Origin of the sequence: Bacillus thuringiensis (genome assembly GCF_001455345.1) — a bacterium.
Classification (GTDB): domain Bacteria; phylum Bacillota; class Bacilli; order Bacillales; family Bacillaceae_G; genus Bacillus_A; species Bacillus_A thuringiensis_N.
In genome coordinates, this window is sequence record NZ_CP013274.1 from 2,475,895 (window position 1) to 2,500,366 (window position 24,472).

Sequence of the window (24,472 nt, forward strand, 5' to 3'; positions counted from 1 at the left end):
GTACGGCGCAAAATAATTCTCTTGTTTGTGTGTATCGCTGTAATAATTGGAGCTATAGTTGTGACTAATTATTATAAAAAAGATGATCAATGCATTGCAGTTGGTAAGTATTCAAGAGGTACTATCATAGGTCAAAATAACGAACCTATATTTAATGTGAAAATTTATGAAGGTGCTATTAAAGGTAAGGAACGCAGTATTTCAAATGCAGATGGTGAATTTGAAATACTAGATGGAGTTTGTGGTGAGATTGTATTACAATTCGTTACTCCAGATGGAGAAACCTATACGAAGAAATATGATAGGAAGCATATACCAAAAGTTATAAAGCTTAATTAGAAACATAAAGGTGAATAAGATGAAACCATTACGGAGAAAAGTAGCAGTTGTGGTCGGAGCAACTATATATGTAACTGGATAATTATATATTTTTTAAGAGCACTCTTAGCAAAGGGTGCTCTTTTTCATCATAAATATTTACTTAGCATCTTTTTAAAGTGATTTTTATCATAATTTACATATTGTGTAGCTGTATTTCGTATTGGATCTCCAGCGTAAAATCTTTCGTATAATTCGTGTCTTGATCCTAATGGGCTTCCAATAATATCCCAGGCTAACTTAAATAATTTTGTGCGTTGTTCGGCATCTATATTTGTTCCTTTAAAGTGCTTTTTCAATAAATTAGCTATTGGACTCTGGAAATCAATCGAGCTTGAAGGAAGTTGAATAAAGCCACCTGCGCCAATTAATTGTAAAATTTCTATTGCACGGGGATAATATTTAGAACCAAGATTCCTTGCAGTTTCGATATATTTAAAGTTTGGTAAATAAGTTTTTGTTTCATTTGTAGTACCTTCAACTTCCGCAGCAATTAAAAGTGCTCGAATTGTTTCGATTTGCATAATTAATTCTCCGAGTTTTTCTTGAACATGCAAATAAGTGTGAGCTCCAATTGCTTCAGCAATTTCAAAAGCGATCGCAGTTATAAATTCTAGCTTTATTAGTAATCGTATTATAGCTTGATGATAAGCTAAACTACTAGAAGCTGTATCTGATTTTATAGCCCATATTGCTTCTGGATTGTTATAAAGTAAAACACGTTCCCAAGGGACAAATACATTATCGAAGATTAATAGTGCATCCATTTCATCGTACTGTGAGCTAATAGGGGAATCAACTGTGCTTGAAGTTGTATTCGCATATGGTTCTCGACAAACCATATGTAATCCTGGAGAATTGGCTGCCACGATAAGAAAGTGAGCTAAATCTTTTTGAGCGTCAGTCAGTTTTGTTAATGGGTAGATTAATAAATCATTTGAATAAGGAGATGCAGTCCCTATCATTTTCGCACCACTTAAATAAATTCCATCAGAAGTTTCCTTTGTAACTCTTAGCAACCCTAAGTCAGTTGCATTTAACATTGATTCTGTTGAGCGATTTATTTGTGGATCACGTTGGACTACACTTAAAAACAAGTGATTATCCCTAGCTTTTTCGTAATAAGATGCGATTTTATCTGGAAACTGTGCATCGAACTTTTTATAAAAATCTCTTGATACGTACCAGCCAGTAAGTCTCGATCTTGCGTAATCAGATAGTCTACTCATTACACCGTCTGTTGCATAACTCCATGTTTCAAATGCAGTTCTTCTCATTAATAATTCATTATAGGAATTTGGAACTAAAAATGATTTATGAACAAAGTCTTTCGTTTTTGGGCTCACATATCCAATAGAATCTCTCTGTTTGGGATCATCAAATAACGAAAATAAATTAGAAATGGTACATAGTGTCCCCGCAAAATTGTTGTCTGTAGTTACATCTACTTTTTTTCCATAGAGCCAAACATTTCGACCATCTTGTAAGCTCTTTATATAGTGATCCTTTAAATTTTGCATATTTCCTCCTTTTAAAGACTACTCATATATTTGTACATCTTTTAATGGTGGTGAATATACGTGGAATGTTATTGCTGTTGAATCTGTAGCATTATACATTTTATGCACAGTATCTTTTTTTACGGTGAAAATATTTCCCTCTGTAAACTCTTCAATCCGTTCGCTATTTTTTTCGTACGTGGTATTTTGTAGCGTACCATTGACTATTAATATACATCCTATAGATATTCCGTGATCATGAATAAGGGTCTTTGCTTTGCTAGGGAAATTTAATACTAAAATCTCCACAAATTCAGACTTATAGATAACATTTCTTCCGTATTCAAGGTTAATTGGTGAAGTAATAAAAGGAGATATTTTATGAGGTGTAATATTTAATGATTGAATAGCGGATATTAGATTGGCCGTATCGTAGTCACATAAGTTATTAAACGCTTTTTTCATGTTATGAATCAATTGCATGTAAAACTTCCTCCTAAGCATGTACATTAAAAGAAAAAGTAATCTAATATTATATAGAGCGTAGTGAATTATATAATATTGTATTGAAACATTAAAAAAAAGTGACTTCTTTTACTTAGGAAGATTATTTAATTTGAAAATTATGGTAATTAATTCCGTTAACATGATATGCTTGAACTATATACTTTTTTATTGGAAAGGTGATGAAATGAATGGCAGTTCTTTTAGTGGAAAATCTATATCAAATGTCTATTGTTTTACTAATCTTATGTTCATTTTGTTTTTATAGATATTTAAAGAAAATAAAAAGGGAAAGAAAACTTACAGGTTTTGAAATTACGATGTATATCGTGACGCAACTTGCGTATTTCATTTGGGCGGCAACAACTTTTTTGAAAATGTTATCAGAATAGTTAATGTATGGTTAATTGTTTATTAGGTGCTGGGCAGAAATGTACGGTAAACAAAGGCAAAGGACAAAGATAGGCTTATAGATTAGGTAAATAAATATAGTCGGTATCTAGATCGATTACAATATCACTTATAACGTCTTTACAAAAAGAGCGGGGAATACGTTCATAATTATGTCGAACACAAAACAAATCGATAAATGACCAGGTACAACGAGTTGTGTAAACAAAGAAGAGGTTTTGCTTTTCCAATATGTACAAATAGCATATTATCTTTCTCAATGTACATATTAAGTAAAGAGTTTCATATCATGTACATAAAAGGTGGGGTAATATGGATGAAAAAAAGAAAAATGAAGAATTGATTAAATTTAAGAAACAATGGTTTAATGAAGATAATCAACCAGTAGCTGGTATAGAGTTAGCTTTACCACCTGATATAGGTAGCATGTTAGACTCCAAATCAGTTGATGATGAAAGTAAAGAAAGTAATAATGAATAAGTTTAATCTATATGCATCCATTCGGGTGCTTTTTATTTTTTTGACAATGGAAGATGGTTCATCAAATCCTTATTGAAAAAAGGGTGATCAAAATAGATTCTTTTTCAGTATATGTAAGTTTGATTTTTACAAAAAAGTTTAATTAAAATGCATTTAGAATGCTATATGAAATGGGAATGCTAGTAACATTCACCATTAAAGGATTGAGCTATTATGAATATGATTTTTGAAAGTATTATTTTAATTTTCACTGGAATGATTGCATTAAAAATGACAGGCAGTACATCTGTTAGCCAAATGACAAGAGCTGAAATCATTATAGTAGTATCCATTGGACGTATTATTGTGGAGCCTGTATTAAGTAGGAAAGTAGGCCCATCTATATTTGCAGCTGTAATATTTGCAAGCGTACTTCTTATCATTCATTTCTTTGAATTGAAGTCAAAGAAGTTGGAACAATTCCTAAATGGCAGTAGCATTATAATTGTTGAAAACGGAGAGATTGTAAAAAAGAATTTGAAACAGGCAAAAATGTCAGAGCAACAACTTTATATGCAATTAAGAGAAAAAGGAATTCATGATTTAAAGAGTTTGCAGCAAGTTACAGCTGAACCGAATGGGCGTATTGGTTATCAATTAATAGAGAAAGCTCAACCAATCACTTTAGAAGTGTTAGAAAAAGTAATAGATCAGTACAATATAAAAAGATAATTTCTCTTCAGAAAAGCCAATACTACAAAGGAAGTATTGGCTTTTTTATTTTTTTACAAATGTAAGGATTAATAAAATAGGGTGGATTTTCAACCAATCATTATAATAGATATAGACTTATAATTATGCTATATTCAATGAACCTATAGTGAATGTGGTAAAAAAATTAATTTGGCATAGGTAGCCGCAGCACTAAAATTTATAAGTTTTTAATGTGATACTAAAAATAGGATTAGAACAAGGAGATAGAAACATAATGGAATTTTGGGAATCAAGTTTTATTGAGAAACAAACGATGTGGGGTTTTGAACCTACAGAATCTGCAATTTTGGCAAAAGATTTTTTTCTAGAAAAGAACGTTAAGAACATATTAGTTCCGGGTATTGGATATGGTAGAAACGCAAAAGTGTTTATCGATAATGATATAAATGTAACAGGAATTGAAATTTCAAAAACAGCTATTGATTTAGCGAAACAAAACGGATTAGAAGATATTAGTATATATCATGGTTCAGTAAACGAAATGCCTTTTGATAATAAACTGTATGATGGGATATTTAGTCATGCACTTCTTCATTTGTTGAATGAACAGGAAAGAGAGAAATTTATTGAAGATTGTTATAAACAGTTAAAACCAGGCGGATATATGGTTTTTACAACTGTTTCTAAAAAAGCTCCAATGTACGGAAAAGGAAAACAGTTGGATCAAGATTATTATGAGATAATGGAAGGCGTAAAAATGTTCTTCTATGATTCTGAATCTATAAAAAAAGATTTTAATCAATATGGATTAGTACAAGTTTCGGAAATTGATGAACCAAATAAGAACATGGCAAATAAACCTCCAATCAACTTTTTAACGATAAAATGTAAGAAAGAACTATAACTAAAAGTTATTAAGAATGATTAAATATGTTTATATATTAATTATGCACAAATAAAGAGGACAAGCATATAATAGAAATACCTTTTAACTTTAAGTAACCTTAACTTTCGTTAAGAGGGTATCTCAAAATCCCCAAAAGGGCACTTGCGGAAACAAGTGCTCTTTTATTTTTTGTTTATTTAAGATGAATAAATTTCGTTAAACCCATATGGGATTTTAATCCATTATTTTATATAAAGTGGTAAAATAAATAGGGGAAATGTTTAAGGGGGCGGGAGATTTGAAACTAAAAGAGCTGGCGAATTTGTTATTGATTAAAGAAACTATTGGCAATATGGATGTAGAAATTACGGGGTTAGAAATGGATTCTAGAAAGATAACTGATGGAGATCTATTTATATGTGTATCAGGTATCGATGGTTTTCTTGAAGATCGACATCAATTTGTTGAAGATGCAGTGAAAAATGGTGCTGTAGCGCTAATTGTAGAAAGAGATGTAAATATTGAGATACCTAAAATAATTGTTAAAGATGCTAGGTATGCTATGGCAGTTATTGCGTCACATTTCTATGGTTATCCATCTAATAAAATGAAGTTAATTGGAATTACAGGGACAAATGGGAAAACAACTACTTCTTATTTAATTGAAAAAATTTTAAGTGATTATGGATATCACACGGGGCTCATGGGGAATAACGGAGTCAAAGTTGGTTCAAAATGGTATTCTACTGATATTAATACGCAAGAACCTCCAACACTTCAACGGAATTTGCAAATGATGAAAAATCATAATGCAGATTATTGTGTTATGGAAGTTACGTCACAAGGGTTACATATGGAAAGAGTTAAAGGGTGTAACTTTAAAATAGCTGTTTTCACAAATTTAACACAAGATCATTTAGATTATCATGGAACATTTGATGAATATAAGCATGTAAAAAGTCTTCTTTTTGCGAGATTAGGAAATGATTTATCTACTATAGATAAAAAAATAGCTGTTTTGAATGCAGACGATCCATCGGTAGAATACTTTAAAAAAATTACTTCAGCTGAGGTTATCACATATGGAATACATAATGGAGCAGATGTTCAAGCGAAGAACATAACTTTAAGTCCAAAAGGAATTCGTTTTTTAGTTTCGTCCTTTAATGGCGAAATAGAGGTTAACCTTAATCTTGTAGGTCGTTTTAATGTTTATAATGCATTAGCAGCAATAACAGTTGCATTGGTTGAAGGTATTCCGCTTACAAACATTAGTGATAGCTTATCTAACTTAAAGAGTATTGAAGGTAGAATGGAAATCATAGATGAAAATCAAGATTTTCTTGTAATAGTGGACTATGCTCATACACCGGATGCGTTAGAAAATGTTCTCTCTACAATTAGCGAGTTTGCAAAAGGTAAAGTTATTACTGTTTTCGGTTGTGGTGGAGATAGAGACGCAAAAAAACGATCTATAATGGGCGGAATTGCTGGAAGTTATAGCGATTTTGTTTTTATTACTTCTGACAATCCACGTTCGGAAGATCCGCAGGCAATAATGAAAGATATTGAAAAAGGATTTTCGCAAAATAATAATTTGAATTATAAAGTAGAAGTAGATCGTGAAATTGCAATAAATCACGCAATAAACATGGCATCTTCTAATGATATTGTTTTGATTGCAGGGAAAGGGCATGAAACGTATCAAATTTTAAAAGATTCAACTATTCATTTTGATGATAAAGAAAAAGCTCGACAAGCAATTATTAATAAATGAATTCAATTGATAGTGGAATAGTATTTCTAATAAAAATAATGTTTTAGATGAAGATAAAACTAATAACGAAGCAATTTTTTGAAGAATTTATAATTGAAAGGTAAGGGTGTTTCTCTGAATATATGAGGGAAAACCTTACCTTTTATAGTTTTATTTCTTAAAAACAAACGTAATAGCATTTGTTTTTAATTGAATATGCCTTTTATCGCGAACAATATTATAGATTAATTCTTTTATTTCAACTTTAATTTCTTTCCATTCCTTATAAATACTTTTTAATAGATGTATCATATCATCAGTAGAAAGGTTAATTTCAATTAAAGCATCTAATTCTTCATTTGTATGTAAGTCAATTTCTTGTATGTTCGAGTTAATAATTAAACAATTGATTCCACCAGTCTTTGTACCTTTTTTCATAGAATGGAGCACATTTGTTAAATCTTCTTCTGATTTAACATGCTCTAAACTTGATACTGCAACGATATAATCATAAGTATTAGGTAGGATGTAGTAGTTTTCAATTGCTGCTTGTTCTGTTTTAATATTATTAATTACACCATATTCTTTACTATAAGTTTGTAATTTTGTTAAAGCAGAATCAAGTAAATCGACACATGTAACAGTGCCGCTAGTATTTTGCATTTTTTGTGCAATTGGGATGCTATTTCTTCCAACGCCAGAGCCGAGATCAAGTACTTGCAAGTTGTTTTGTCCTTCAAAGTGATCCATCAAGTCCATAACGGTTTTAACCGGTTTGTACAGCCAAGAACCAGTTTCAAATAGTTTATATTGTTCATAACAAAGGTCGTGATATTTCTTTTCTTCTTGTCTTATGTAATCGATACGATTCATAGTGTTTCAACTCCAATACTTTCATTGCAACATGATCCTTCAGTTAAAAATTATTGAAAAAGGTGTAAACCTCACTTTTAATGATATTTATATAATTCCATAAAAATTTAGAAAAAACTTTTATTAATAATATATGGATATGGGAAAGAAGCCTTCTCAAGTTGTTTGATGATAGGTTATAAATACGAGGAGGAAAAGGCATATGATGTTTTATAAAATTGTTTGCTTTTCTTGTAAAAATATATTTCGTGTTTATGAAGGTAGTGAAAAATATAAGCGATTTAAAGAGAAACCAAAAGGGGTATATTGTTGTGATAAGTGTAGCCACAAAATTCAATTAGAAGCTATAAAGAATTTTTTTAGATAATTCTATGATTTTAATTTAGAAAAGTATATCGAAAAATCCATCACATTATTAGACTACTAGAACTTAGTTAAAAGTAACGCAAGTACCCAAAATTCTAAGTACTTGCGTTCCAAATTTTACTACCGTGAATACAATTTCGGACATTCGTCACCACTAGGTTCATAAAAACAATGACTTTTAAACTGTCCTACAAACGGCTGATTATACCATTGGGGTGGACAAGCTCCAACTGGACGGAAATACCAAAGAGCCCATCTTGCTGGCCAGCGCCACTCACCTTGTAAAACTTTTCGTGCGATTTCTTTTTCTGATTCACGAGCCCGTTGATAAAAATATCCGTATTGCACTGCTTCGAATCCACCAGGGCTTTGATACACAGCGTCACGTACAGAACGAAGTTGTTTAAAATCTAAGCAATCACAAAATACACGATTTACTACTACGCAGCCAACAAGTTGTTCACCTTGTCGACCTTCGCCTTCAGCTTCAGCACGCATTAAACGAGCTAGTAAATCAACATCGCTTTCGTTATATGGAATAAGGGGCATAGTGATACCACCTTTCTTTACCTGTTATAGTAAAGAGTGTATGTATGAAAATAAGCTAGGTGCTTTTCTATATGTAAATTCATTAATTTTTAAAAGGAGCTTTTATGAAAAAAGCTAATTAATAATTGTAGACCAATATAAAAGGGGAGAGATAAAATGTATCGAATTCATAAAGATCATATTATTTACGCAATGTCGCCGGAAAATAAGCCGTGTATGGAAGTAGAAATTGGGAGTCGTCTTGTATTTGAAACATTTGATTGCTTTGAAAATCAAATTAATTCTGAAGATGTTGCGTTTCAAGAGTTAGATTGGAATCGAATTAATCCAGCGACTGGACCTGTATATATTAAAGGTGCAGAACCTGGTGATATATTAGTTGTAACGATTGAAAAGATTCAAATTGAAGAGCAAGGTGTTTTAACTACAGGTGCGAATCTCGGTGTAATAGGTGAAGAGCTACATGAAAATACAGTGAAAATTGTCCCAATACATAATGAACATGTTTTGTTTTCAAATGAACTACAAATTCCGATTAATCCAATGATTGGTGTAATTGGTACTGCGCCGAAAGAAGAGAACATTTCATGTGGCACACCGCATGATCACGGCGGGAATATGGATTGTAAAGAGATAAAAGAAGGGACAACTTTACTATTACCTGTAAATGTTCCCGGTGCTCTATTAGCATTAGGAGATTTACACGCAGCGATGGGTGATGGTGAAATTGGTGTTAGCGGGGTAGAGGTTGCGGGTGAGGTAACTGTAACAGTACAGACTATAAAAGGAAAGAAATGGCCACTACCAATGGCGATCCAAAAAGAAAAAATAATGACGATTGCTTCAGAGAAATTGTTAGATGATGCAGCGAATCGCGCTGTACGTAATATGGTGACATTTTTACATAAGGAATTAGAAATGTCTAAAGCAGATGCAACGCTTTTATTATCAGCTGCAGGCAATTTAAAAGTATGCCAAGTTGTGGATCCGCTGAAGACTGCTCGAATGGAACTAGGTATGAATTATGTGGAGAAGCTAGGTTTTAATTTGAGTGAATTTCATATTAAATAAGAATGATAGAAGAAGGATGCTGTTGTATAAAAGTATCCTTTTTTGATTTACGGATGATATAAAAACAGGTAGTATTTATTTTATATAATTAAATATAAGATTGTGGATCGAAAAAGGAGTAAACACATGGTTAAAATTATGATTGTAGAAGACGATATGAAAATTGCAGAACTATTATCAACACATGTCGCGAAATACGGGTATGAAGGAATTATTGTATCGGATTTTCAAAATGTATTAAACATTTTTTTAGAAGAACAACCAGAGTTAGTTTTATTAGATATTAATTTACCAAGTTTTGATGGGTACTATTGGTGTCGTCAAATTCGTGGGGTTTCTACATGTCCGATATTATTCATTTCAGCCCGTGAAGGCACGATGGATCAAGTTATGGCGCTAGAAAACGGTGGTGATGATTTCATCTCAAAGCCCTTCCATTACGAAGTTGTAATGGCTAAAATTCGTAGTCATTTAAGACGTGCTTACGGAGATTATGCACCGAAACTAGAAGAGCGAATGGTTGAGCGACAAGGTCTTTGTTTATATCCAGAAAGGCTTGTATTAAGGCTTAAGAATCAAGAGATTGATATAACGAGAAACGAAGCTATTTTATTAGAAACGTTAATGAAAAATTATCCGCGCATTGTGAGTAGAGAGGTGTTATTAAATAAATTATGGGATAGCGAATCCTATGTTGATGATAATACATTAAGTGTAAATACAACACGTGTGCGAAAAAAGTTAAAAACGTTACAGATTGAGGATGCGATTGAAACGATTCGTAGTGTTGGTTATAGACTACATATTACTTGGGATACTGGTATGGAAAAATGATAAGATTGTTTATTCGTGATCATATACCTCTTATTTGTTTTACAGCAATCCAACTACTATCCATATTTCTCGTATATTGGTTTGATGGACATAAGCATATCGCGACGGCATTGTATGCAATGTTTTTAGGTGCCTTTTTTATGGTAGGCTATTTAGTATTTCGTTACTTTACTCATCGTACTTTCTATGAACGATTAGCAAACCCGATGCAATCTTTAGATGAATCTGTTCAAAAATCTGATTTTGCAGCTGTGTCGACTGCTCTTCAAGAACTACTTGAGATGCAATATCGCCATTATCAAAATCAGCTTCAGATGCAAGAGAGAAAAAATAATGATCATTTAACCTTTATGAATCAGTGGATTCATCAAATGAAAACACCTTTATCTGTAATAGAATTAATTACACAGGATGAAGTGGATTCGCGTTTTGAAAGTATAAATGAGGAAACAGATAGACTGAAAAAAGGGTTAGAGATGGCTTTATATGTCGCACGTTTAGAAGCATTCACACAAGATTTTTATGTGGAAAGAGTGCAACTACATAAAATAGTGAATGATTCTGTACATGAACATAAACGCTTCTTTATCCGGAATTTTGTATATCCAGAGCTTAAAATTGATAAGGATATTACAGTAGAAAGTGATGCAAAATGGTTACAATTTTTAATTGGACAACTACTATCAAATGCAATTAAATATTCATCAGGTAATAGAGAGAAGATTAAAGTGAAAGCTTGTAAGGAAGGTAATACAGTTATACTTGAAATTGCCGATAATGGCGTAGGGATACCGAAGCAAGATTTACCAAGAGTGTTTAAACCTTTCTTTACAGGAGAAAACGGTAGAGATTTTAAAGAATCAACTGGAATGGGGCTATATCTTGTAAATGAAATTACGAAACAATTAGGTCACAGTGTAGAAATCCATTCAGAAGTTGGTAAAGGTACCGTTGTACGAATTAAATTTTTAAATGTGTAAAAATGACTAAGGCTAAAGAACTTGAAATATAAGTTTTTTAGCCTTATTTTATAGTCATTATTTGCAATGGTAAAAAGTCATATTGGTATATATAATAACACACTAATAAATACAGCTGTTAAATTAGAAGGGTTTAATAATAGGCTGATAAATAAATAGTTTTTGTAAGAAAAAAGCCACCCCCTTTGAAAGTGGTAGCTTTATGTATCCATCCTATGATTGAGCGTATTAACATTGATCAGTATAATGTTCGAATTCGCGGTATGTTTTGTGGATTATTAAAGAATTAATCTTTTATTTTTTTCATGATTCAGTATTGTAATTAAGTAAACAAACTTAATACTTTATATCCAATTAAACCTAAAATAATGATAGGAATGACCATTAAAAAAGAAGAAATTCGATTAGCATTAGAGCGCTCTAATACAAGAATCAAGATAATCCCGACTATGACTTCGGTATATCCAACAGGTAACATGTGACTATAGTCTTCAAAATTTAAAAGAATGTGAAGTCCATCCGTTACAAAAACTCCACCAATAAGTGCACTTCCTAATTTATGAAGTGGATTTGTAGTATCTTTCCATAGAAAACCTGCAATTCCAAAAATAGTTCCTCCAATGAATGCACATGTTATCCATACAGAAATAAAATAAATCGAATGAGATACATTTTTAAATATTATTGCATAACCGTAGTAGCCTAGTACCATACCGAGTAGTGCAAGGATACCAGAAAGTATAGCTGTACGCTTAGAATAGCTAAAGCTAGCCACAAAAAAGGATGGAACTAACCACACGCTTCCTAGATTAGCTAATGAATGCCAATGTCCTGGAAGTATACCTTGCCCCAATTTAGTTAGTATGCCAACAATTATCCCTACTATAATCGGGATGAGAAAAATCCTTAAAAACATATTTAACTTTGTAATTTTTAATGTCCTGTCCATAAATTCAATCCTTACATTATTATTTTCTGTAAAGATATAATAGCTTATTGCAAGGGAATAATCAATAAAAATTTATCGAAAAACAATAAGTGGTTATTGGGTAACGAATAACATTTTGTTTTTATATAAAATTTATCCCGCTTTAATGGGCAGTAAGCCCCCCAGCTCAAAAGTCAGCGAAAGCAAAGAAATTAGGTGGGAGATCAACTGCCCATAAAAGTCCGATTGGTTCAACTAATAGTCAGTGGGGGATGAAGAAAACCCCCACTGATTAAAGTTTCACTTTATATAAGAGAGAGTGCTTAGAAGTTTACTACTCGGGAAATCTAAAGGACGTATTACAATTAATGTAATTTGTGCTTGTTCAATATGAGGTTAGGGAATGATAAATAAGCCTAAAGGAAAGTGATCTTTTTAGCAACACAAATAATTGCATTTACTCATACAGTACTATCATGGTACAATATGGTTACTAATGACGGAAAGGAATGATGGGTGGACGATGATTAACTAATCTTATTTTTAAATGTTGAAATGAAATAAATTTCAATTTATAAAAAATAGGATTAGTCTGCCCAATTCCAAACAACGGTTTTGCTATTTGATTTGCGTAATAGCTTATTTGGGTATAAATAATGTAATGACTAATCCTGCCAAATTTATTTGGGAGGAATTTTTTTGTTCTCCCTTAACGAAAGGGATCGGTATTATGAAAGAAATTTTAAAATTAAATGATGTTTATGTTGAAATAAAGGAAAATACTTTGCTAGAGAAAATGAATGTGACAGTAAAACAAGGGGATGTAATCGGATTAATCGGTAAAAATGGTGCTGGTAAATCAACGTTACTTCAATTAATAAATGGGAAGATTGAACCTTCAAAAGGTACTGTTGAATGGATGCAAATGAATATGACAACAGCATATGTTGAACAAGAAAAAGAATCTTTCGTTAGTAAGCATATAATTGCAAAAGAAGCAGAACTGCTTGCGAAATGGGGCGTGCCAACGAACGACTTTCATACTTTAAGTGGTGGTGAAAAGCTGAAAGTACGATTAGCAAAAGGATTTTCTGAAAATCCTAATGTTTTAATATTAGACGAACCGACAAATCATTTAGATGAGATGAGTACAGAATTTCTAATTAAGCAAATTAAAAATATGAAAGGTACAGTTATCGTCGTATCACATGATCGATATTTTTTAGATGTTGTCGCGACTAGAATATGGTCAATTGAGGATAAGAAATTAATTGACCATAGCGGTAATTATACAAGTTATATGAAAGCACGTGAGCACAAAAGAATGACACAGCAGCGTGAATATGAAAAACAACAAAAAAAGATAGAACAAGTAGAAACTCATATAAAAGAATTAAGTTCATGGTCACAAAAGGCACATGCGCAGTCTACAAAACAAGAAGGAGTTAAAGAATTTTATCGTGTAAAAGCGAAGCGCATGGATGCACAAGTGAAGTCAAAACGAAAACGTCTCGAAAAAGAGCTAGAGAAAACGAAGGTAGAACGTGTGAAAGAGGAGTATTCAGTTGAATTCTCTATTCAAGCGAGTAAAAAAGTAGGAAAACGTTTCTTAGAAGTAAAACAATTGCGGAAAGAATTTAATAATCGAACATTATTTGAAAACGTTAATTTTACAATTCAGCATGGTGAGAAGGTTGCGATTATTGGGCCGAATGGTAGCGGGAAAACAACTTTACTGAAGATGATTATGGGAAACGAAACCGCTGAAGGAGAAGTATGGATTTCACCATCAGCAAACATCGGTTATTTAACACAAGAAGTATTTGATTTACCACTTGATAAAACACCAGAAGATTTATTTTATAAAGAGACATTCGAAGAAAGAGGAAAAGTCCAAAATTTAATGAAACATTTAGGATTTGAATCTTCCCAATGGAAAGAGCCGATTCGACATATGAGTATGGGTGAACGAGTAAAATGTAAGCTAATGGCTTATATTTTAGATGAAAAAGATGTACTTATTTTAGATGAACCTACGAATCATCTTGATCTTCCTTCACGTGAACAGCTTGAAAATACATTAGCTGAGTATAACGGAACACTCGTTATCGTTTCTCACGATCGATATTTTCTGGAGAAAACAACTAATACAAAACTCGTGTTTGTAAACAATACGATACAAAAGCAACTCGAAGAACCTACGAAAACAAGAGATGAAATTGAAGAGCTACGTTTAACACTAGAAACAGAGAGACAAGAAGTATTAGGTAAATTAAGCTTTTTAACTTCTAAAGACAAAGAATATAAAGCACTGGATGAACGGTTTATGGAACTCACGAAGCAGATTAAGGAGCTTTAATGTAAGTAAGGGGGATTAACATGGGAGAAGAGAGATTCACTAAGTTATTTAAAATAGATTGTGGAGATATATACCTGCAAGAGTTTACGATTAAAGATGCAGAGAGTATTTATAACATATCCAATCAACCGGAAATAGAAAAGTTTTTACCGGACTGGAAATCGACGAAAGAACAAAGGGTTAATTGGGTTGTAAATTATGAAATACCAGAAAATAAAGCGTTTCTTCATGCAATGAGAATTACGACTAACATAGATGATCACATATTAAAACTAGGAATATTTAAGAAAATCACAAATGAATTTATTGGATGGTGCTGCACAGGTATGAAAGATGAACTCCCTGCACCGAACAGAGAAATTATGTATGCTATTTCAAGTCAATATCATAATAATGGTTATGCAACGAAAGCGACTAAAGGACTGGTGGACTATTTGTTTGAAAAAACAACTGTAGATGTCCTTAACGCAATTGCTTTAATTAACAATGTAGCTTCAAATAAAGTTATTGAAAAATGTAGATTTACTTATTTGGGTCAACAGACGATAGAAAATCAAATTTATAATCATTATGTATTGAGTAAATCCGAATGGATAAAAAATAGTGCTCTGTAAAAGGAATTGAAACGAAATTATAAAAAAGCTTAGAGTTAAAACTCTAAGCTTTTTTACATTCAAATGTACCAGTTAAGCATATTAAAGAGTAGCTTCTGGATAAAGTTGCTTTTTACCAAAAAAAAGATGCATCAAGTTGTATGTGCGAGGACTATTATATAAGCATCATATCTAAAAAGGTATTTGGAAAATTTTGTCGAATATATGTACCTATGAAAACAATAAATTCTTACTCAAATCATCCTACAAATGAATGACTTTAGGCTTTAGTAGAAGAATGTATGGCAAAAGTGCAGGCGAGCAAAGGTTTGAATTTAAAGTAACGGTTGAGTGTTAGTGAATTACATGTTTTTAAATATGAAATTATTTAAATGAGGGAGGGGAATGTTTATTATAATTTGGTTTCGTCACTTACCACAGATAAGTATGGATTTGTCAGAATGGACTCCTTTTATACAAAATAATTGGCATCGAAAACATTATATGAAATTTGTATATGTACTTCAAATCATTATTTTTCTAGTACCGTATTATTTTGGAGCAAGTTTTACCCATATTAATATATTCTACCTCATCATCATAGGTATTTTTGTCTTCATCATTCATGAATGTCTACACATTATTATTATAAATAAAAAGGATGATATTAGTTTAACGTGTAGTGGAATATTTTTTTGGCTAAACACAAATGCAGTCCTATCCAAAACGAGATTTTGGGTCTTTATGAGTTTGCCTATTATTGTATTATCGGTCGTTCCTGCCATTATATCGTTCTATATATCAGGAAATATTAAGTCAATCATTTTATTTATATGTTGGATAAACGCAATAATTTCCGCTTCAGATATTTACAATTCATTTTTAATTGCCATTAAACCGAAGAACTCAATTTTTTGTAGAGGTTATTATAAAGTGGAAGACAATAAAAAAGGGTATCTCAAAAACATTTCAACTAAAGGTATTAGTTAAAAATATAACTTTGGGAAGGAAAAGACCGATAAAGCAATCGGTCTTTTCGCGTTTTTATAATAAAGATTTGATATACAATTGTATTTTCTATCACTATACAATTATTATAAGATAATGCGTTAATATTAATTTGTAAAAAAATTATTATCAGTTTTTTTAGAAATCTTACAAGCGTGTAAGATAAATGAAAGATGAATCAATATGAGATAAAAGACAATTCATTTACACTCTACTATGAGAAGTGCAAATGAAGGGAGAATATACATGGAAATTTTACATGCAAAAAGTATTAGTAAAGTATATAAAGGAAAAGTACCTTATAAAGCATTAGTTGATATTGATTTATCAATTCAAGAAGGCGAATTTGTAGGGATTATGGGGCCATCGGGTAGTGGGAAAACAACGTTATTGAATATGGTATCTACAATTGATTCTCCATCATCGGGAGAAATTTTAATTAATGGCACAAATCCTTTTCAATTGTCATCAGAAGAATTAGCGTTATTCCGCAGAAAACAATTAGGATTTGTTTTTCAATCATTTAATCTTCTTAGTACACTTACTGTAAAAGAAAACATCGTATTACCGATGACTTTAGATGGTGTGTCTGTACAAGAAATGAACAAACGAGTGGAAGAAATTGCAGAGAAATTAAATATTACAGATATATTGAGTAAAAGAACGTTTGAAATATCAGGAGGGCAAGCTCAAAGAACGGCAATCGCACGTGCGATTGTTCATAAGCCACAATTATTACTTGCTGACGAACCAACAGGGAATTTAGACTCTAAATCTTCAAATGATGTAATGGAGATGCTTGATACTCTTAATAAAGAAGAAAAAGCAACGATGATGTTAGTTACACATGATCCGTATGCTGCGAGTTTTTGCAGTAGAGTAATATTTATTAAAGATGGTCAACTATATAACGAAATTTATTGTGGTGAAAGCAGACAAGCCTTTTATCAAAAGATTATGGATGTTCTTTCTTTGTTAGGAGGGAAAAGGCATGACTTTTCGTCAGTTCGCATTTAATAATATTTTTCGTAATAAGCGTACATATGCTGCCCATTTTTTAAGTAGTACATTTTCTATTATGATTTTCTTTACATATGCCCTTTTATTATTTCATCCTAATTTACAAGGGGAGTTAAAATCAACAAGTGCAACAATAAGTGCATATGGTACGATGGGATTTACAATTTCGCAAGTTTTGATTTTTGTATTTTCATTTTTCTTTATTCTATATTCAGTTAGTTCATTTTTAAAAACTCGTAAGAAAGAATTTGGCATATTAATGATGCAAGGTATGTCAATGAGACAGTTTAAGAAATTATTATTAATTGAAAATATGTTGATTGGACTTGGTTCAATTTGTATAGGGATTTTCATTGGACTCATATTTTCTAAACTAGTCTTATTGATAAGCGCAAGTGTATTAATGATTAATAATGGTTTGCCTTTTTATACACCAGTGAAGGCTGTATTATTAACAGTTATCACTTTTCTTTTCTTATTTTTAATTGTTTCACTATTTACATTTAAAATGGTAAAAATAACGGAACTTGTGGAACTTATTCGAGCAGAGGAAAAACCAAAACCTGAACCGAAATCTTCAATTTTATTATCACTGCTTTCTTTAATTAGTATAGGATATGGATATTTCTCAGTATTTCGCTTTATTTCAAGTTCCAGTTTTACTACGCTCGGAATGGGTGTCCTACTAGTAATTATAGGAACTTACTTTTTATATACACAGTGTAGCGTTTATATATTACATCTTGCTAAAAGGAGAGAATCTTTCTTTTTAAAAAGAACAAATATATTAACGTTTTCTGAATTAATTTACCGTATGAAAGATAATGCAATGATGTTTTTTATTGTATCTATTATTTCAGCAGTTGCATTTACAGCTATTGGTACAACAGCTGCTATTGGTAATAGAAATTTAGTGTGGATGACAAACCCATATACATTTCTGTATGAAAGCTCTGAAAACAACAAATTGGTAGATAAACATCTCTCTATTATAAAAAAACATCTCTTGGATGCAAATATTCCGTATCGAATGGCTTCATCTTCAAGTAAATTTACAGAAAGTAACGTAAATGTATTGAAATTAAGTGAATATAACGAACTTACGAGAGCACTCGGGTACCAACACGAAACGATTGAAAAAGAAGATGAAATTTTACTAATCCCTGGGAGGGTGTCACAAAAACAAGAATTTAAAAATGGTGACTATAAAAAAAATATTGAAGTCATTCAAGGAGATTGGACAAAGACATTTCGTGTGAAAAAAACTGTTGGGGATTTAGTTTTACCGCATGATTCTAGTAGTATTTATATTGCTGTTCAAGATAATGTGTATGATGAAATTCCTCTGACGAGTAATCCAAAAGATGAAAATATTCAACATCGTACTTACGGATTTGTTGTAGACGATTGGATAAAAACGAAAGAGATTTCAAATCAATTAAAGAGTATATTTGATAAAGATCTTAGGGACAGTGATTTCTACTTTGAAGCTTTAACATTAAACTTGTTGGAGGCAAAGCAAAAGAATGGTTTATTACTTATGGCAAGTGTTTTAGTCGGAATCGTTTTCTTTACATTTGCTGCTAGTTTTATTTATTTCCGATTATACACTGATTTGGACCGTGATCAACAACAATATAAAATGATTTCGAAAATGGGATTAAGTAAACAAGAGTTAAAAAAAGTTGTAACGAGACAGTTATTATTAATGTTCTTCTTACCGATTGTTGTTGCGGTGATTCATACTGTAGTAGCGTATACGGCACTGCAACAATTAGTTAGTTTTTCTATTTTAAATAGCTCGATTGTTATTTTAATTTCATTTATATGTATACAAGTTTTATATTTCTTTATCACTCGTTGGCGTTACCTACAAAAGCTTTATAAGACTATGGAGCAATAAAGGATATCAACTAATAAAATTACAGAAAAGCATGTAAAAAATGATATGAATTATGAAAGGAACCGTGATGAAAAGAACTTTAACTATTTTTATGTTAACTATAATACTTTTAATAAGCTTTAGTGCATGCTCTAAAAAGGATAACTCATTTCCTGCAAACGGTGTATTAATTATTGGAGATGAAAATAATATTTCACCAATTATTAATCGTTATCAGGAAATTACGAAAGAAAATGAAGTGTTTTCTGTGAAAAAAGGTGAAGTTGGAAATGGACATGTATTAATTTTAAATGAATCTACAGCACTAGCACTGATTAAAGAAAAAGTTTTTCGTAAACGAGATAATGGCTCCAATTATATTTTAGATACGTTACCAAAATTCCCAAAAGAAGGATCGCTATTGTTTACAAATGAAGACGAAAAGACTATGAAAAGTATTAAAATAGAAGGAAACGAGATTCCTGTTACATACGATAGTGACACTTGGATAGGTAACACTCGTAAATATCCAACGCAATCGTATGTGATTGTAGCAAAAAATAGCGTATATAAGGAAATAAAAGCAAATGAAACGAAAATGCACCTTCTTCAATTTAAAAAATCTATAGGTGATGAAAGACCTAAAATGTCGACAGATAATACAATGGTTAATGAAAATGTCAAAGTAAAAAAACTAATTAAAGGTTTGGAAGGAGAAGTAGCTTTTCAGTTTGTAACGATTGGAGAAAAATCTTAAAAAAGAGTTCGAGCTTGATAGAAACTTTATCAAGCTCGAACTCTTTTTAGTTCATAGACCATTCATATAAAAAAGATTACATTACTTCATTTAATCGACTCTCGTTTGTTTCTTCAATCGCATTTGAATTTTGAACTGAATTATTTTGAGCTTCTTTTTCTTTACGGGCTTTTTGTAGCATTTCAAGGATGATCCATAAAGGAACACCTTTATCCTTTAACATCTTCCATAAATCTAATTCATTAAATTTATGTTCAGGCTGTTTCATTTCTTTTTCGGATGAACGAATATCGAATTTGATAGGATCATTTACTTTCTTACTTTCAAGTTTAGTAGAAGAGATAGTATTATGCTCAAGAGTAGATGGAGTTATTTTAGTAGGTTGAGATAATGTATGAATATTTGATCCGATTTGCATGCTTTTTCCTCCTTTTCAAGCAATGAGATTAGTTTTCTTATGGTTTTTAAATCTTTTTAACATGAGGAAACTATATTTAATTATAAATTCAAATAAACAGATTTACAAGGTGTATTGTAAAAAGTAAATGTTCACTTGAATTAATATTTATCAACATTTGTATATGTTTTCTATATATACAACGTATATAAAATACTTTACATTATGTTTAAGTTATTAAAGCATGCTGTAAAGTGAAAAATGTAAACGTTTTATCAGGGGGAGGAAGTATGGGGAAGTTATTTTTAAAAATATGTTTTTTTACATTGATGACTGTATGTTCATTCGCCACGAAAGTAATATACGCTGAAGAGAGTCAACAAAATAATTATCCGATCATATTAGTGAATGGATTTGCTGGATGGGGTAGAGAAGAAATGCTTGGCGTAAAATATTGGGGTGGTGTTCATGATATACAGGAAGATTTGAAACGCAATGGTTATACAGTTCATACCGCAGCTGTTGGGCCAGTTTCAAGTAACTGGGATCGTGCATGTGAATTATATGCCCAAATTAACGGTGGAACAGTAGACTACGGTGCCGCACATGCTGAGAAACATGGACATAATCGTTTTGGCAGAACTTATAGTGGTTTTGCGCCGAATTGGAGTGAAACAAATAAAGTTCATTTAGTTGGGCATAGCATGGGTGGACAAACGATTAGAACATTAGTACAGCTATTAAAAGAAGGCAGTTTTGAAGAAAAAAATCATGTAAAAAATTACCCGAACACCAAAATATCACCACTATTTGAGGGCGAGAAATCATACATTCATAGTGTTACAACATTAGCAACCCCTCACAATGGCACAACACTTGCGGATGGTAGTCTTCTACTACCGTTCGTAAAAGATTTCCTCATTACAGCTGCTAGTTTTGGAGGAAACAATAATTTATCGTTATATGATTTTAAATTGGATCAATGGGGTATAAAGAAGAATACTGGAGAGTCTTTTTTCCAATATACTGATCGCATCCTAAATAGTTCACTTTGGAAAAATACAAAGGATATAAGTCAATGGGATTTAAGTACAGATGGCGCAAAGGAGCTCAATAATTGGGTAAAGACGCAATCAGATGTTTATTACTTATCTTATAGTGGACATGCATCACAAGCGGCACCTATAACAGGTTTACATTTGCCTCATATAACGATGAATAAAGTGTTAATGGGGAATACATTTTTCTTAGGTTCCTATGCAAGATATGAAGAAAATCGTCCATTAATTGATACTACTTGGTGGCAAAATGACGGTGTAGTAAATACAAATTCCATGATTGCACCGTCTTCTAATACTACTGTAAATAGTAATGAGTCTTTACAGATTGGAAAATGGAATCATATTGAAATGAAAGCAAATTGGGACCATCTCGACATGGTGGGATTAAGTGTTTCAGACACGTTAGGTTTTTCTAACATTCAAGAGTTTTATAGAACAATTGCAGAAAAACTATTAAGATTACCGAAATAGGTAATAATAAAGCGCTCTCGATGGAATTCGAGAGCGCTTTATATTATATTGAAAGAGGGATTTGGTAGAAAAAAATGGGGGGATATTATGAAAATTCAAGTTGTATTATCAGGATATGGAACAGTTGGCAGAGAGTTTATAAAATTATTAAACGAAAAATATTCATATATATATGAAACATATGGGATTCGAGTAGTTGTAAGTGGGGTATTAGGAAGGAATATTGCAATATATAATGGGGATGGATTGTCCCTTCACGATTTATTGAAATATGGTGGCGGTAGTGCCGCAATTGAAAAATATATAGAGTATCATCCGAAGGAACGTGCAACAAATGGGATAAATGGTACTGTATTAGTAGAATCAACTGTTACAAACCTTAAAGATGGAAATCCAGGAAAACAATATATAAAACAAGCGATTGAGAAACATATGGATATAGTTGCAATTTCAAAAGGCGCACTCGTTACAAACTGGAAAGAAATAAATGAAGCAGCAAGAATCGAAAATGTACGAATTCGATACAGTGGTGCAACTGCTGCGGCATTACCGACACTCGATATTGGTCAATTTAGTTTAGCCGGTTGCCATATTGAAAAAATAGAAGGAATATTAAACGGGACTACAAATTATATTCTTTCGAAAATGAATGAGGAAGATATTACGTTTGAAGAAGCACTGAAAGAAGCGCAAAGTAAAGGAATTGCTGAAACGAACCCAATATTAGATGTAAGTGGTTCTGATAGTGCGTGTAAATTGTTACTTTTGACAAATAGTTTAATGGGAGTAGAGAATACACTTACAAATATACATATAAGAGGAATTGAGAACGTTACAAAAGAACAAATTCGAAATGCTAAGGAACAACATAAAATTATTAAATTAATAGCATCAGCTTATAAAGGTACAAAAGGTAATGTGAATCTAAGTGTTGAACCGTACGAATTAGATAAAAATCACCCGTTATCAAAAGTAAATGGGACGGAAAAAGGGATTACGTTCTTTACAGATACGATGGGGCAAGTTACTACAATTGGTGGTGCTTCTAATCCACGTGGAGCCGCAGCAGCAGCTTTAAAGGATGTTATAAACTTATATCGAAAAGATTTGTCCTAACTGGTGAAGTCTAATAATCAGTGGGATGAATATTCTCACTGATTAAAGTTTCATTTTATAAGACCGTACCGCCCTTAATAAAAAATACATATGTAGTGGACCTTTTGAGAATGAAATAAATATGCAAAAATAATTGCAGGGGGTAAGGATTTGTTTAAAGATTTTAAAGTTGTCAAAGACCGTCCCGTTTATATTCAACTGAAAGATTATTTAAAAAAGATGATTATGAAAGGGCATTTGCTCGGAGACCAAAAAATACCTTCAACAAGGGAACTAAGTGAATTATTAAGTGTGAGCAGAAATACAGTACTCGCTGCCTATGCAGATTTAGAGCAAGAGGGACTCATTTATGCAGTTAAAGGAAAAGGAAATTTTGTTGCGAAGGTTGATATTTCAAACACTTCGTCTGTTGAAATAGATTGGAAAAATAAACTTAATACAGTTACCTTATTAGCGGATGAATTAGATTTAATGAAACATGGTGTCCGCTGGGAAAAAGGAATGATTGTTTTTAATAGCATTGCTCCGGACGAAAAGCTATTTGATGTGGAAAATTTCAAAAGAGCTTTTCTTACTCGTATGTCCATTGAAGGTGATGTCGTATTAAACTACGGATATGCAAAAGGTTATAGACCGTTAATGAATTATCTACTTCATTATATGGAAATGAAAGGTGTAGATATTTCGAACAAAGATATTTTAATTACAAATGGATTCACTGAAGGGTTAGACATTGTTCTATCCTCGTTATCAAAGAAATCAGGGCGGGTTATTTGTGAGAATCCGACTCATCATGCTGCGTTGAAGCTGTTCCGCTTACATGGTCTTGAAGTGCACGGAATAAATATGAATGAAGATGGCATTGATACGAACGAAGTTGAAAAAAGTTTGTGTGAAAAAGAGTTTGATTTTGCTTATTTAATTCCTTCTTACCATAATCCAACCGGTATTGTTACGAGTTCAGAGAAAAGAACGGAACTGATGAGATTATTTTCAAAATATAAGGTTCCTATTATAGAAGATGGATTTAATGAGGAACTACGTTATTCAGGTTCACACTTAGCCCCATTATTAACTTTTGCTGGAGCTGGTAATAATGTGATTTATATTAGTAGCTTTTCGAAGGTACTTTTCCCTGGTTTACGTGTCGGATGGATCATTGCAGATAAAGAATTGATCCATCATTTAGAAAGTGTAAAAAGGGCAAGAACAATTCATACATCTACTTTAGATCAAGCTGTTCTTTTTCAATATTTACATGAAGGATATTTTGAAAAATATTTAAAAAAGGCAAGATCTGTTTATAAGAAAAAATATGAGTTAGCTGTTGGGGCGTGTAACGAGTACATTCCGTTTCGAAGAATGACCGGTGATGGTGGACTTCATTTATTTATAGAGTTAGAAGAAAAAATTCATGCCCGTATACTTTTACAAAAATGTTATGAGCAAGGGGTTACTTTTTCTCCTGGAGATGTGTTTTATTCTGATGGAGGAGGAGCAACCACTTTTCGATTAGGATTTTCACGCCTGAAAGAAGAAGAAATAGTTCGTGGAATCAAAATAATCGGTGATACAATAAAAAACGAAATTTGGAGTTGAG

25 protein-coding genes are annotated in these 24,472 nt (G+C 32.0%); 19 read left to right on the top strand and 6 right to left on the bottom strand.

What is annotated here, in order from left to right; translation table 11 throughout:
- Positions 1–12 precede the first annotated feature (12 nt).
- On the top strand, positions 13–339 hold the full coding sequence (locus ATN06_RS12855; protein ID WP_088116177.1) for a serine/threonine protein kinase: 327 nt from the start codon (positions 13–15) through the stop codon (positions 337–339).
- A 128-nt stretch (positions 340–467) separates the two neighbouring features.
- Here the strand turns inward: ATN06_RS12855 and ATN06_RS12860 are convergent, their stop codons facing one another.
- Both ATN06_RS12860 and ATN06_RS12865 read right to left on the bottom strand, forming a co-directional pair.
- Complete coding sequence (locus ATN06_RS12860; RefSeq protein WP_060630952.1) at positions 468–1,898, bottom strand: 4-hydroxyphenylacetate 3-hydroxylase family protein; 1,431 nt, start codon at positions 1,896–1,898, stop codon at positions 468–470.
- A gap of 18 nt (positions 1,899–1,916) precedes the next feature.
- On the bottom strand, positions 1,917–2,360 hold the full coding sequence (locus ATN06_RS12865) for a cysteine dioxygenase (protein ID WP_001977626.1): 444 nt from the start codon (positions 2,358–2,360) through the stop codon (positions 1,917–1,919).
- 212 nt (positions 2,361–2,572) lie between these two features.
- On the opposite strand from ATN06_RS12865, the gene ATN06_RS12870 reads away from it, so the two are divergent.
- From ATN06_RS12870 to ATN06_RS12890, 5 genes are all read left to right on the top strand, one after another.
- Entirely contained in the window at positions 2,573–2,773 is a 201-nt protein-coding gene (locus tag ATN06_RS12870) for a hypothetical protein (RefSeq protein ID WP_000279697.1), read from the top strand.
- Between the two features lie 331 nt (positions 2,774–3,104).
- On the top strand, positions 3,105–3,272 hold the full coding sequence (locus ATN06_RS12875; RefSeq protein WP_060630953.1) for a hypothetical protein: 168 nt from the start codon (positions 3,105–3,107) through the stop codon (positions 3,270–3,272).
- 213 nt (positions 3,273–3,485) lie between these two features.
- Positions 3,486–3,983 (top strand): DUF421 domain-containing protein, encoded by a 498-nt coding sequence (locus ATN06_RS12880; RefSeq protein ID WP_060630954.1) that lies wholly within the window; start codon positions 3,486–3,488, stop codon positions 3,981–3,983.
- Positions 3,984–4,239: 256 nt separating this feature from the next.
- Positions 4,240–4,869 carry a class I SAM-dependent methyltransferase gene (locus tag ATN06_RS12885; RefSeq protein WP_060630955.1) on the top strand — a complete coding sequence of 210 codons (630 nt, stop codon included), beginning with the start codon at positions 4,240–4,242 and terminating at the stop codon, positions 4,867–4,869.
- Positions 4,870–5,128: 259 nt separating this feature from the next.
- Positions 5,129–6,628 carry a UDP-N-acetylmuramoyl-L-alanyl-D-glutamate--2,6-diaminopimelate ligase gene (locus ATN06_RS12890; protein ID WP_234415833.1) on the top strand — a complete coding sequence of 500 codons (1,500 nt, stop codon included), beginning with the start codon at positions 5,129–5,131 and terminating at the stop codon, positions 6,626–6,628.
- A gap of 150 nt (positions 6,629–6,778) precedes the next feature.
- Here ATN06_RS12890 and ATN06_RS12895 read toward each other — a convergent pair whose 3' ends face one another.
- On the bottom strand, positions 6,779–7,480 hold the full coding sequence (locus ATN06_RS12895; RefSeq protein WP_060630957.1) for a class I SAM-dependent methyltransferase: 702 nt from the start codon (positions 7,478–7,480) through the stop codon (positions 6,779–6,781).
- Positions 7,481–7,682: 202 nt separating this feature from the next.
- Between ATN06_RS12895 and ATN06_RS12900 the strand changes: the two genes are divergently transcribed.
- Positions 7,683–7,847: a DUF2197 domain-containing protein gene (locus ATN06_RS12900; protein WP_060630958.1), complete on the top strand. Its 165-nt coding sequence runs from the start codon at positions 7,683–7,685 to the stop codon at positions 7,845–7,847.
- A 119-nt stretch (positions 7,848–7,966) separates the two neighbouring features.
- Here the strand turns inward: ATN06_RS12900 and ATN06_RS12905 are convergent, their stop codons facing one another.
- The gene (locus ATN06_RS12905; protein ID WP_029438447.1) at positions 7,967–8,395 is read right to left on the bottom strand and encodes a cell wall hydrolase; all 429 of its coding nucleotides are present in this window, start codon (positions 8,393–8,395) and stop codon (positions 7,967–7,969) included.
- A gap of 156 nt (positions 8,396–8,551) precedes the next feature.
- Here ATN06_RS12905 and ATN06_RS12910 point away from each other — a divergent pair, with 156 nt between their 5' ends.
- The 3 genes from ATN06_RS12910 to ATN06_RS12920 all read left to right on the top strand — a co-directional run bounded on the left by ATN06_RS12910 (position 8,552) and on the right by ATN06_RS12920 (position 11,280).
- Positions 8,552–9,466, top strand: coding sequence for an acetamidase/formamidase family protein (locus ATN06_RS12910; protein WP_060630959.1), 915 nt, complete (start codon positions 8,552–8,554; stop codon positions 9,464–9,466).
- Between the two features lie 126 nt (positions 9,467–9,592).
- A complete protein-coding gene (locus tag ATN06_RS12915; RefSeq protein ID WP_060630960.1) occupies positions 9,593–10,300 on the top strand; it encodes a response regulator transcription factor in 708 nt (235 codons plus the stop codon).
- A complete protein-coding gene (locus ATN06_RS12920) occupies positions 10,297–11,280 on the top strand; it encodes a sensor histidine kinase (protein ID WP_060630961.1) in 984 nt (327 codons plus the stop codon). Before ATN06_RS12915 ends, ATN06_RS12920 begins: the two co-directional genes overlap by 4 nt.
- A gap of 322 nt (positions 11,281–11,602) precedes the next feature.
- On the opposite strand, the gene ATN06_RS12925 is transcribed toward ATN06_RS12920, so the two are convergent.
- Positions 11,603–12,229: a DUF6518 family protein gene (locus ATN06_RS12925; protein WP_060630962.1), complete on the bottom strand. Its 627-nt coding sequence runs from the start codon at positions 12,227–12,229 to the stop codon at positions 11,603–11,605.
- 709 nt (positions 12,230–12,938) lie between these two features.
- Here ATN06_RS12925 and abc-f point away from each other — a divergent pair.
- The 6 genes from abc-f (at position 12,939) to ATN06_RS12955 (ending at position 19,827) form a co-directional block, all read left to right on the top strand.
- Positions 12,939–14,567, top strand: coding sequence for a ribosomal protection-like ABC-F family protein (gene abc-f, locus ATN06_RS12930; RefSeq protein ID WP_060630963.1), 1,629 nt, complete (start codon positions 12,939–12,941; stop codon positions 14,565–14,567).
- A gap of 20 nt (positions 14,568–14,587) precedes the next feature.
- A complete protein-coding gene (locus ATN06_RS12935) occupies positions 14,588–15,181 on the top strand; it encodes a GNAT family N-acetyltransferase (protein WP_060630964.1) in 594 nt (197 codons plus the stop codon).
- A gap of 384 nt (positions 15,182–15,565) precedes the next feature.
- Positions 15,566–16,150, top strand: coding sequence for a DUF3267 domain-containing protein (locus ATN06_RS12940; protein ID WP_060630965.1), 585 nt, complete (start codon positions 15,566–15,568; stop codon positions 16,148–16,150).
- A 264-nt stretch (positions 16,151–16,414) separates the two neighbouring features.
- Positions 16,415–17,185 carry an ABC transporter ATP-binding protein gene (locus tag ATN06_RS12945; RefSeq protein WP_042515073.1) on the top strand — a complete coding sequence of 257 codons (771 nt, stop codon included), beginning with the start codon at positions 16,415–16,417 and terminating at the stop codon, positions 17,183–17,185.
- The gene (locus ATN06_RS12950; protein WP_060630966.1) at positions 17,160–19,091 is read left to right on the top strand and encodes an ABC transporter permease; all 1,932 of its coding nucleotides are present in this window, start codon (positions 17,160–17,162) and stop codon (positions 19,089–19,091) included. The genes ATN06_RS12945 and ATN06_RS12950 overlap by 26 nt, the downstream gene beginning before the upstream one ends.
- A gap of 67 nt (positions 19,092–19,158) precedes the next feature.
- Positions 19,159–19,827: a lipoprotein BA_5634 family protein gene (locus tag ATN06_RS12955; RefSeq protein WP_060630967.1), complete on the top strand. Its 669-nt coding sequence runs from the start codon at positions 19,159–19,161 to the stop codon at positions 19,825–19,827.
- 76 nt (positions 19,828–19,903) lie between these two features.
- On the opposite strand, the gene ATN06_RS12960 is transcribed toward ATN06_RS12955, so the two are convergent.
- On the bottom strand, positions 19,904–20,245 hold the full coding sequence (locus ATN06_RS12960) for a DUF3914 domain-containing protein (RefSeq protein ID WP_060630968.1): 342 nt from the start codon (positions 20,243–20,245) through the stop codon (positions 19,904–19,906).
- Positions 20,246–20,514: 269 nt separating this feature from the next.
- Here ATN06_RS12960 and ATN06_RS12965 point away from each other — a divergent pair, with 269 nt between their 5' ends.
- From ATN06_RS12965 to ATN06_RS12975, 3 genes are all read left to right on the top strand, one after another.
- Entirely contained in the window at positions 20,515–21,756 is a 1,242-nt protein-coding gene (locus ATN06_RS12965) for an esterase/lipase family protein (protein ID WP_060630969.1), read from the top strand.
- Positions 21,757–21,843: 87 nt separating this feature from the next.
- Entirely contained in the window at positions 21,844–22,872 is a 1,029-nt protein-coding gene (locus tag ATN06_RS12970) for a homoserine dehydrogenase (RefSeq protein WP_060630970.1), read from the top strand.
- A 150-nt stretch (positions 22,873–23,022) separates the two neighbouring features.
- A complete protein-coding gene (locus tag ATN06_RS12975) occupies positions 23,023–24,471 on the top strand; it encodes a MocR-like pyridoxine biosynthesis transcription factor PdxR (protein ID WP_060630971.1) in 1,449 nt (482 codons plus the stop codon).
- The last annotated feature ends 1 nt before the right edge of the window (position 24,472 follow it).

Excerpts from the sequence above, each read along its gene's own strand:
- ATN06_RS12970 (WP_060630970.1), top strand. The coding sequence starts at position 21,844 with ATGAAAATTCAAGTTGTATTATCAGGATATGGAACAGTTGGCAGAGAG.
- ATN06_RS12940 (WP_060630965.1), top strand. The coding sequence starts at position 15,566 with ATGTTTATTATAATTTGGTTTCGTCACTTACCACAGATAAGTATGGAT.
- ATN06_RS12955 (WP_060630967.1), top strand. The coding sequence starts at position 19,159 with ATGAAAAGAACTTTAACTATTTTTATGTTAACTATAATACTTTTAATA.
- ATN06_RS12895 (WP_060630957.1), bottom strand. The coding sequence starts at position 7,480 with ATGAATCGTATCGATTACATAAGACAAGAAGAAAAGAAATATCACGAC.
- ATN06_RS12915 (WP_060630960.1), top strand. The coding sequence starts at position 9,593 with ATGGTTAAAATTATGATTGTAGAAGACGATATGAAAATTGCAGAACTA.
- ATN06_RS12890 (WP_234415833.1), top strand. The coding sequence starts at position 5,129 with ATGTTTAAGGGGGCGGGAGATTTGAAACTAAAAGAGCTGGCGAATTTG.
- ATN06_RS12925 (WP_060630962.1), bottom strand. The coding sequence starts at position 12,229 with ATGGACAGGACATTAAAAATTACAAAGTTAAATATGTTTTTAAGGATT.
- ATN06_RS12945 (WP_042515073.1), top strand. The coding sequence starts at position 16,415 with ATGGAAATTTTACATGCAAAAAGTATTAGTAAAGTATATAAAGGAAAA.
- abc-f (WP_060630963.1), top strand. The coding sequence starts at position 12,939 with ATGAAAGAAATTTTAAAATTAAATGATGTTTATGTTGAAATAAAGGAA.
- ATN06_RS12885 (WP_060630955.1), top strand. The coding sequence starts at position 4,240 with ATGGAATTTTGGGAATCAAGTTTTATTGAGAAACAAACGATGTGGGGT.
- ATN06_RS12860 (WP_060630952.1), bottom strand. The coding sequence starts at position 1,898 with ATGCAAAATTTAAAGGATCACTATATAAAGAGCTTACAAGATGGTCGA.
- ATN06_RS12880 (WP_060630954.1), top strand. The coding sequence starts at position 3,486 with ATGAATATGATTTTTGAAAGTATTATTTTAATTTTCACTGGAATGATT.
- ATN06_RS12910 (WP_060630959.1), top strand. The coding sequence starts at position 8,552 with ATGTATCGAATTCATAAAGATCATATTATTTACGCAATGTCGCCGGAA.
- ATN06_RS12900 (WP_060630958.1), top strand. The coding sequence starts at position 7,683 with ATGATGTTTTATAAAATTGTTTGCTTTTCTTGTAAAAATATATTTCGT.
- ATN06_RS12905 (WP_029438447.1), bottom strand. The coding sequence starts at position 8,395 with ATGCCCCTTATTCCATATAACGAAAGCGATGTTGATTTACTAGCTCGT.
- ATN06_RS12935 (WP_060630964.1), top strand. The coding sequence starts at position 14,588 with ATGGGAGAAGAGAGATTCACTAAGTTATTTAAAATAGATTGTGGAGAT.
- ATN06_RS12950 (WP_060630966.1), top strand. The coding sequence starts at position 17,160 with ATGACTTTTCGTCAGTTCGCATTTAATAATATTTTTCGTAATAAGCGT.
- ATN06_RS12870 (WP_000279697.1), top strand. The coding sequence starts at position 2,573 with ATGGCAGTTCTTTTAGTGGAAAATCTATATCAAATGTCTATTGTTTTA.
- ATN06_RS12920 (WP_060630961.1), top strand. The coding sequence starts at position 10,297 with ATGATAAGATTGTTTATTCGTGATCATATACCTCTTATTTGTTTTACA.
- ATN06_RS12865 (WP_001977626.1), bottom strand. The coding sequence starts at position 2,360 with ATGCAATTGATTCATAACATGAAAAAAGCGTTTAATAACTTATGTGAC.
- ATN06_RS12960 (WP_060630968.1), bottom strand. The coding sequence starts at position 20,245 with ATGCAAATCGGATCAAATATTCATACATTATCTCAACCTACTAAAATA.
- ATN06_RS12965 (WP_060630969.1), top strand. The coding sequence starts at position 20,515 with ATGGGGAAGTTATTTTTAAAAATATGTTTTTTTACATTGATGACTGTA.
- ATN06_RS12875 (WP_060630953.1), top strand. The coding sequence starts at position 3,105 with ATGGATGAAAAAAAGAAAAATGAAGAATTGATTAAATTTAAGAAACAA.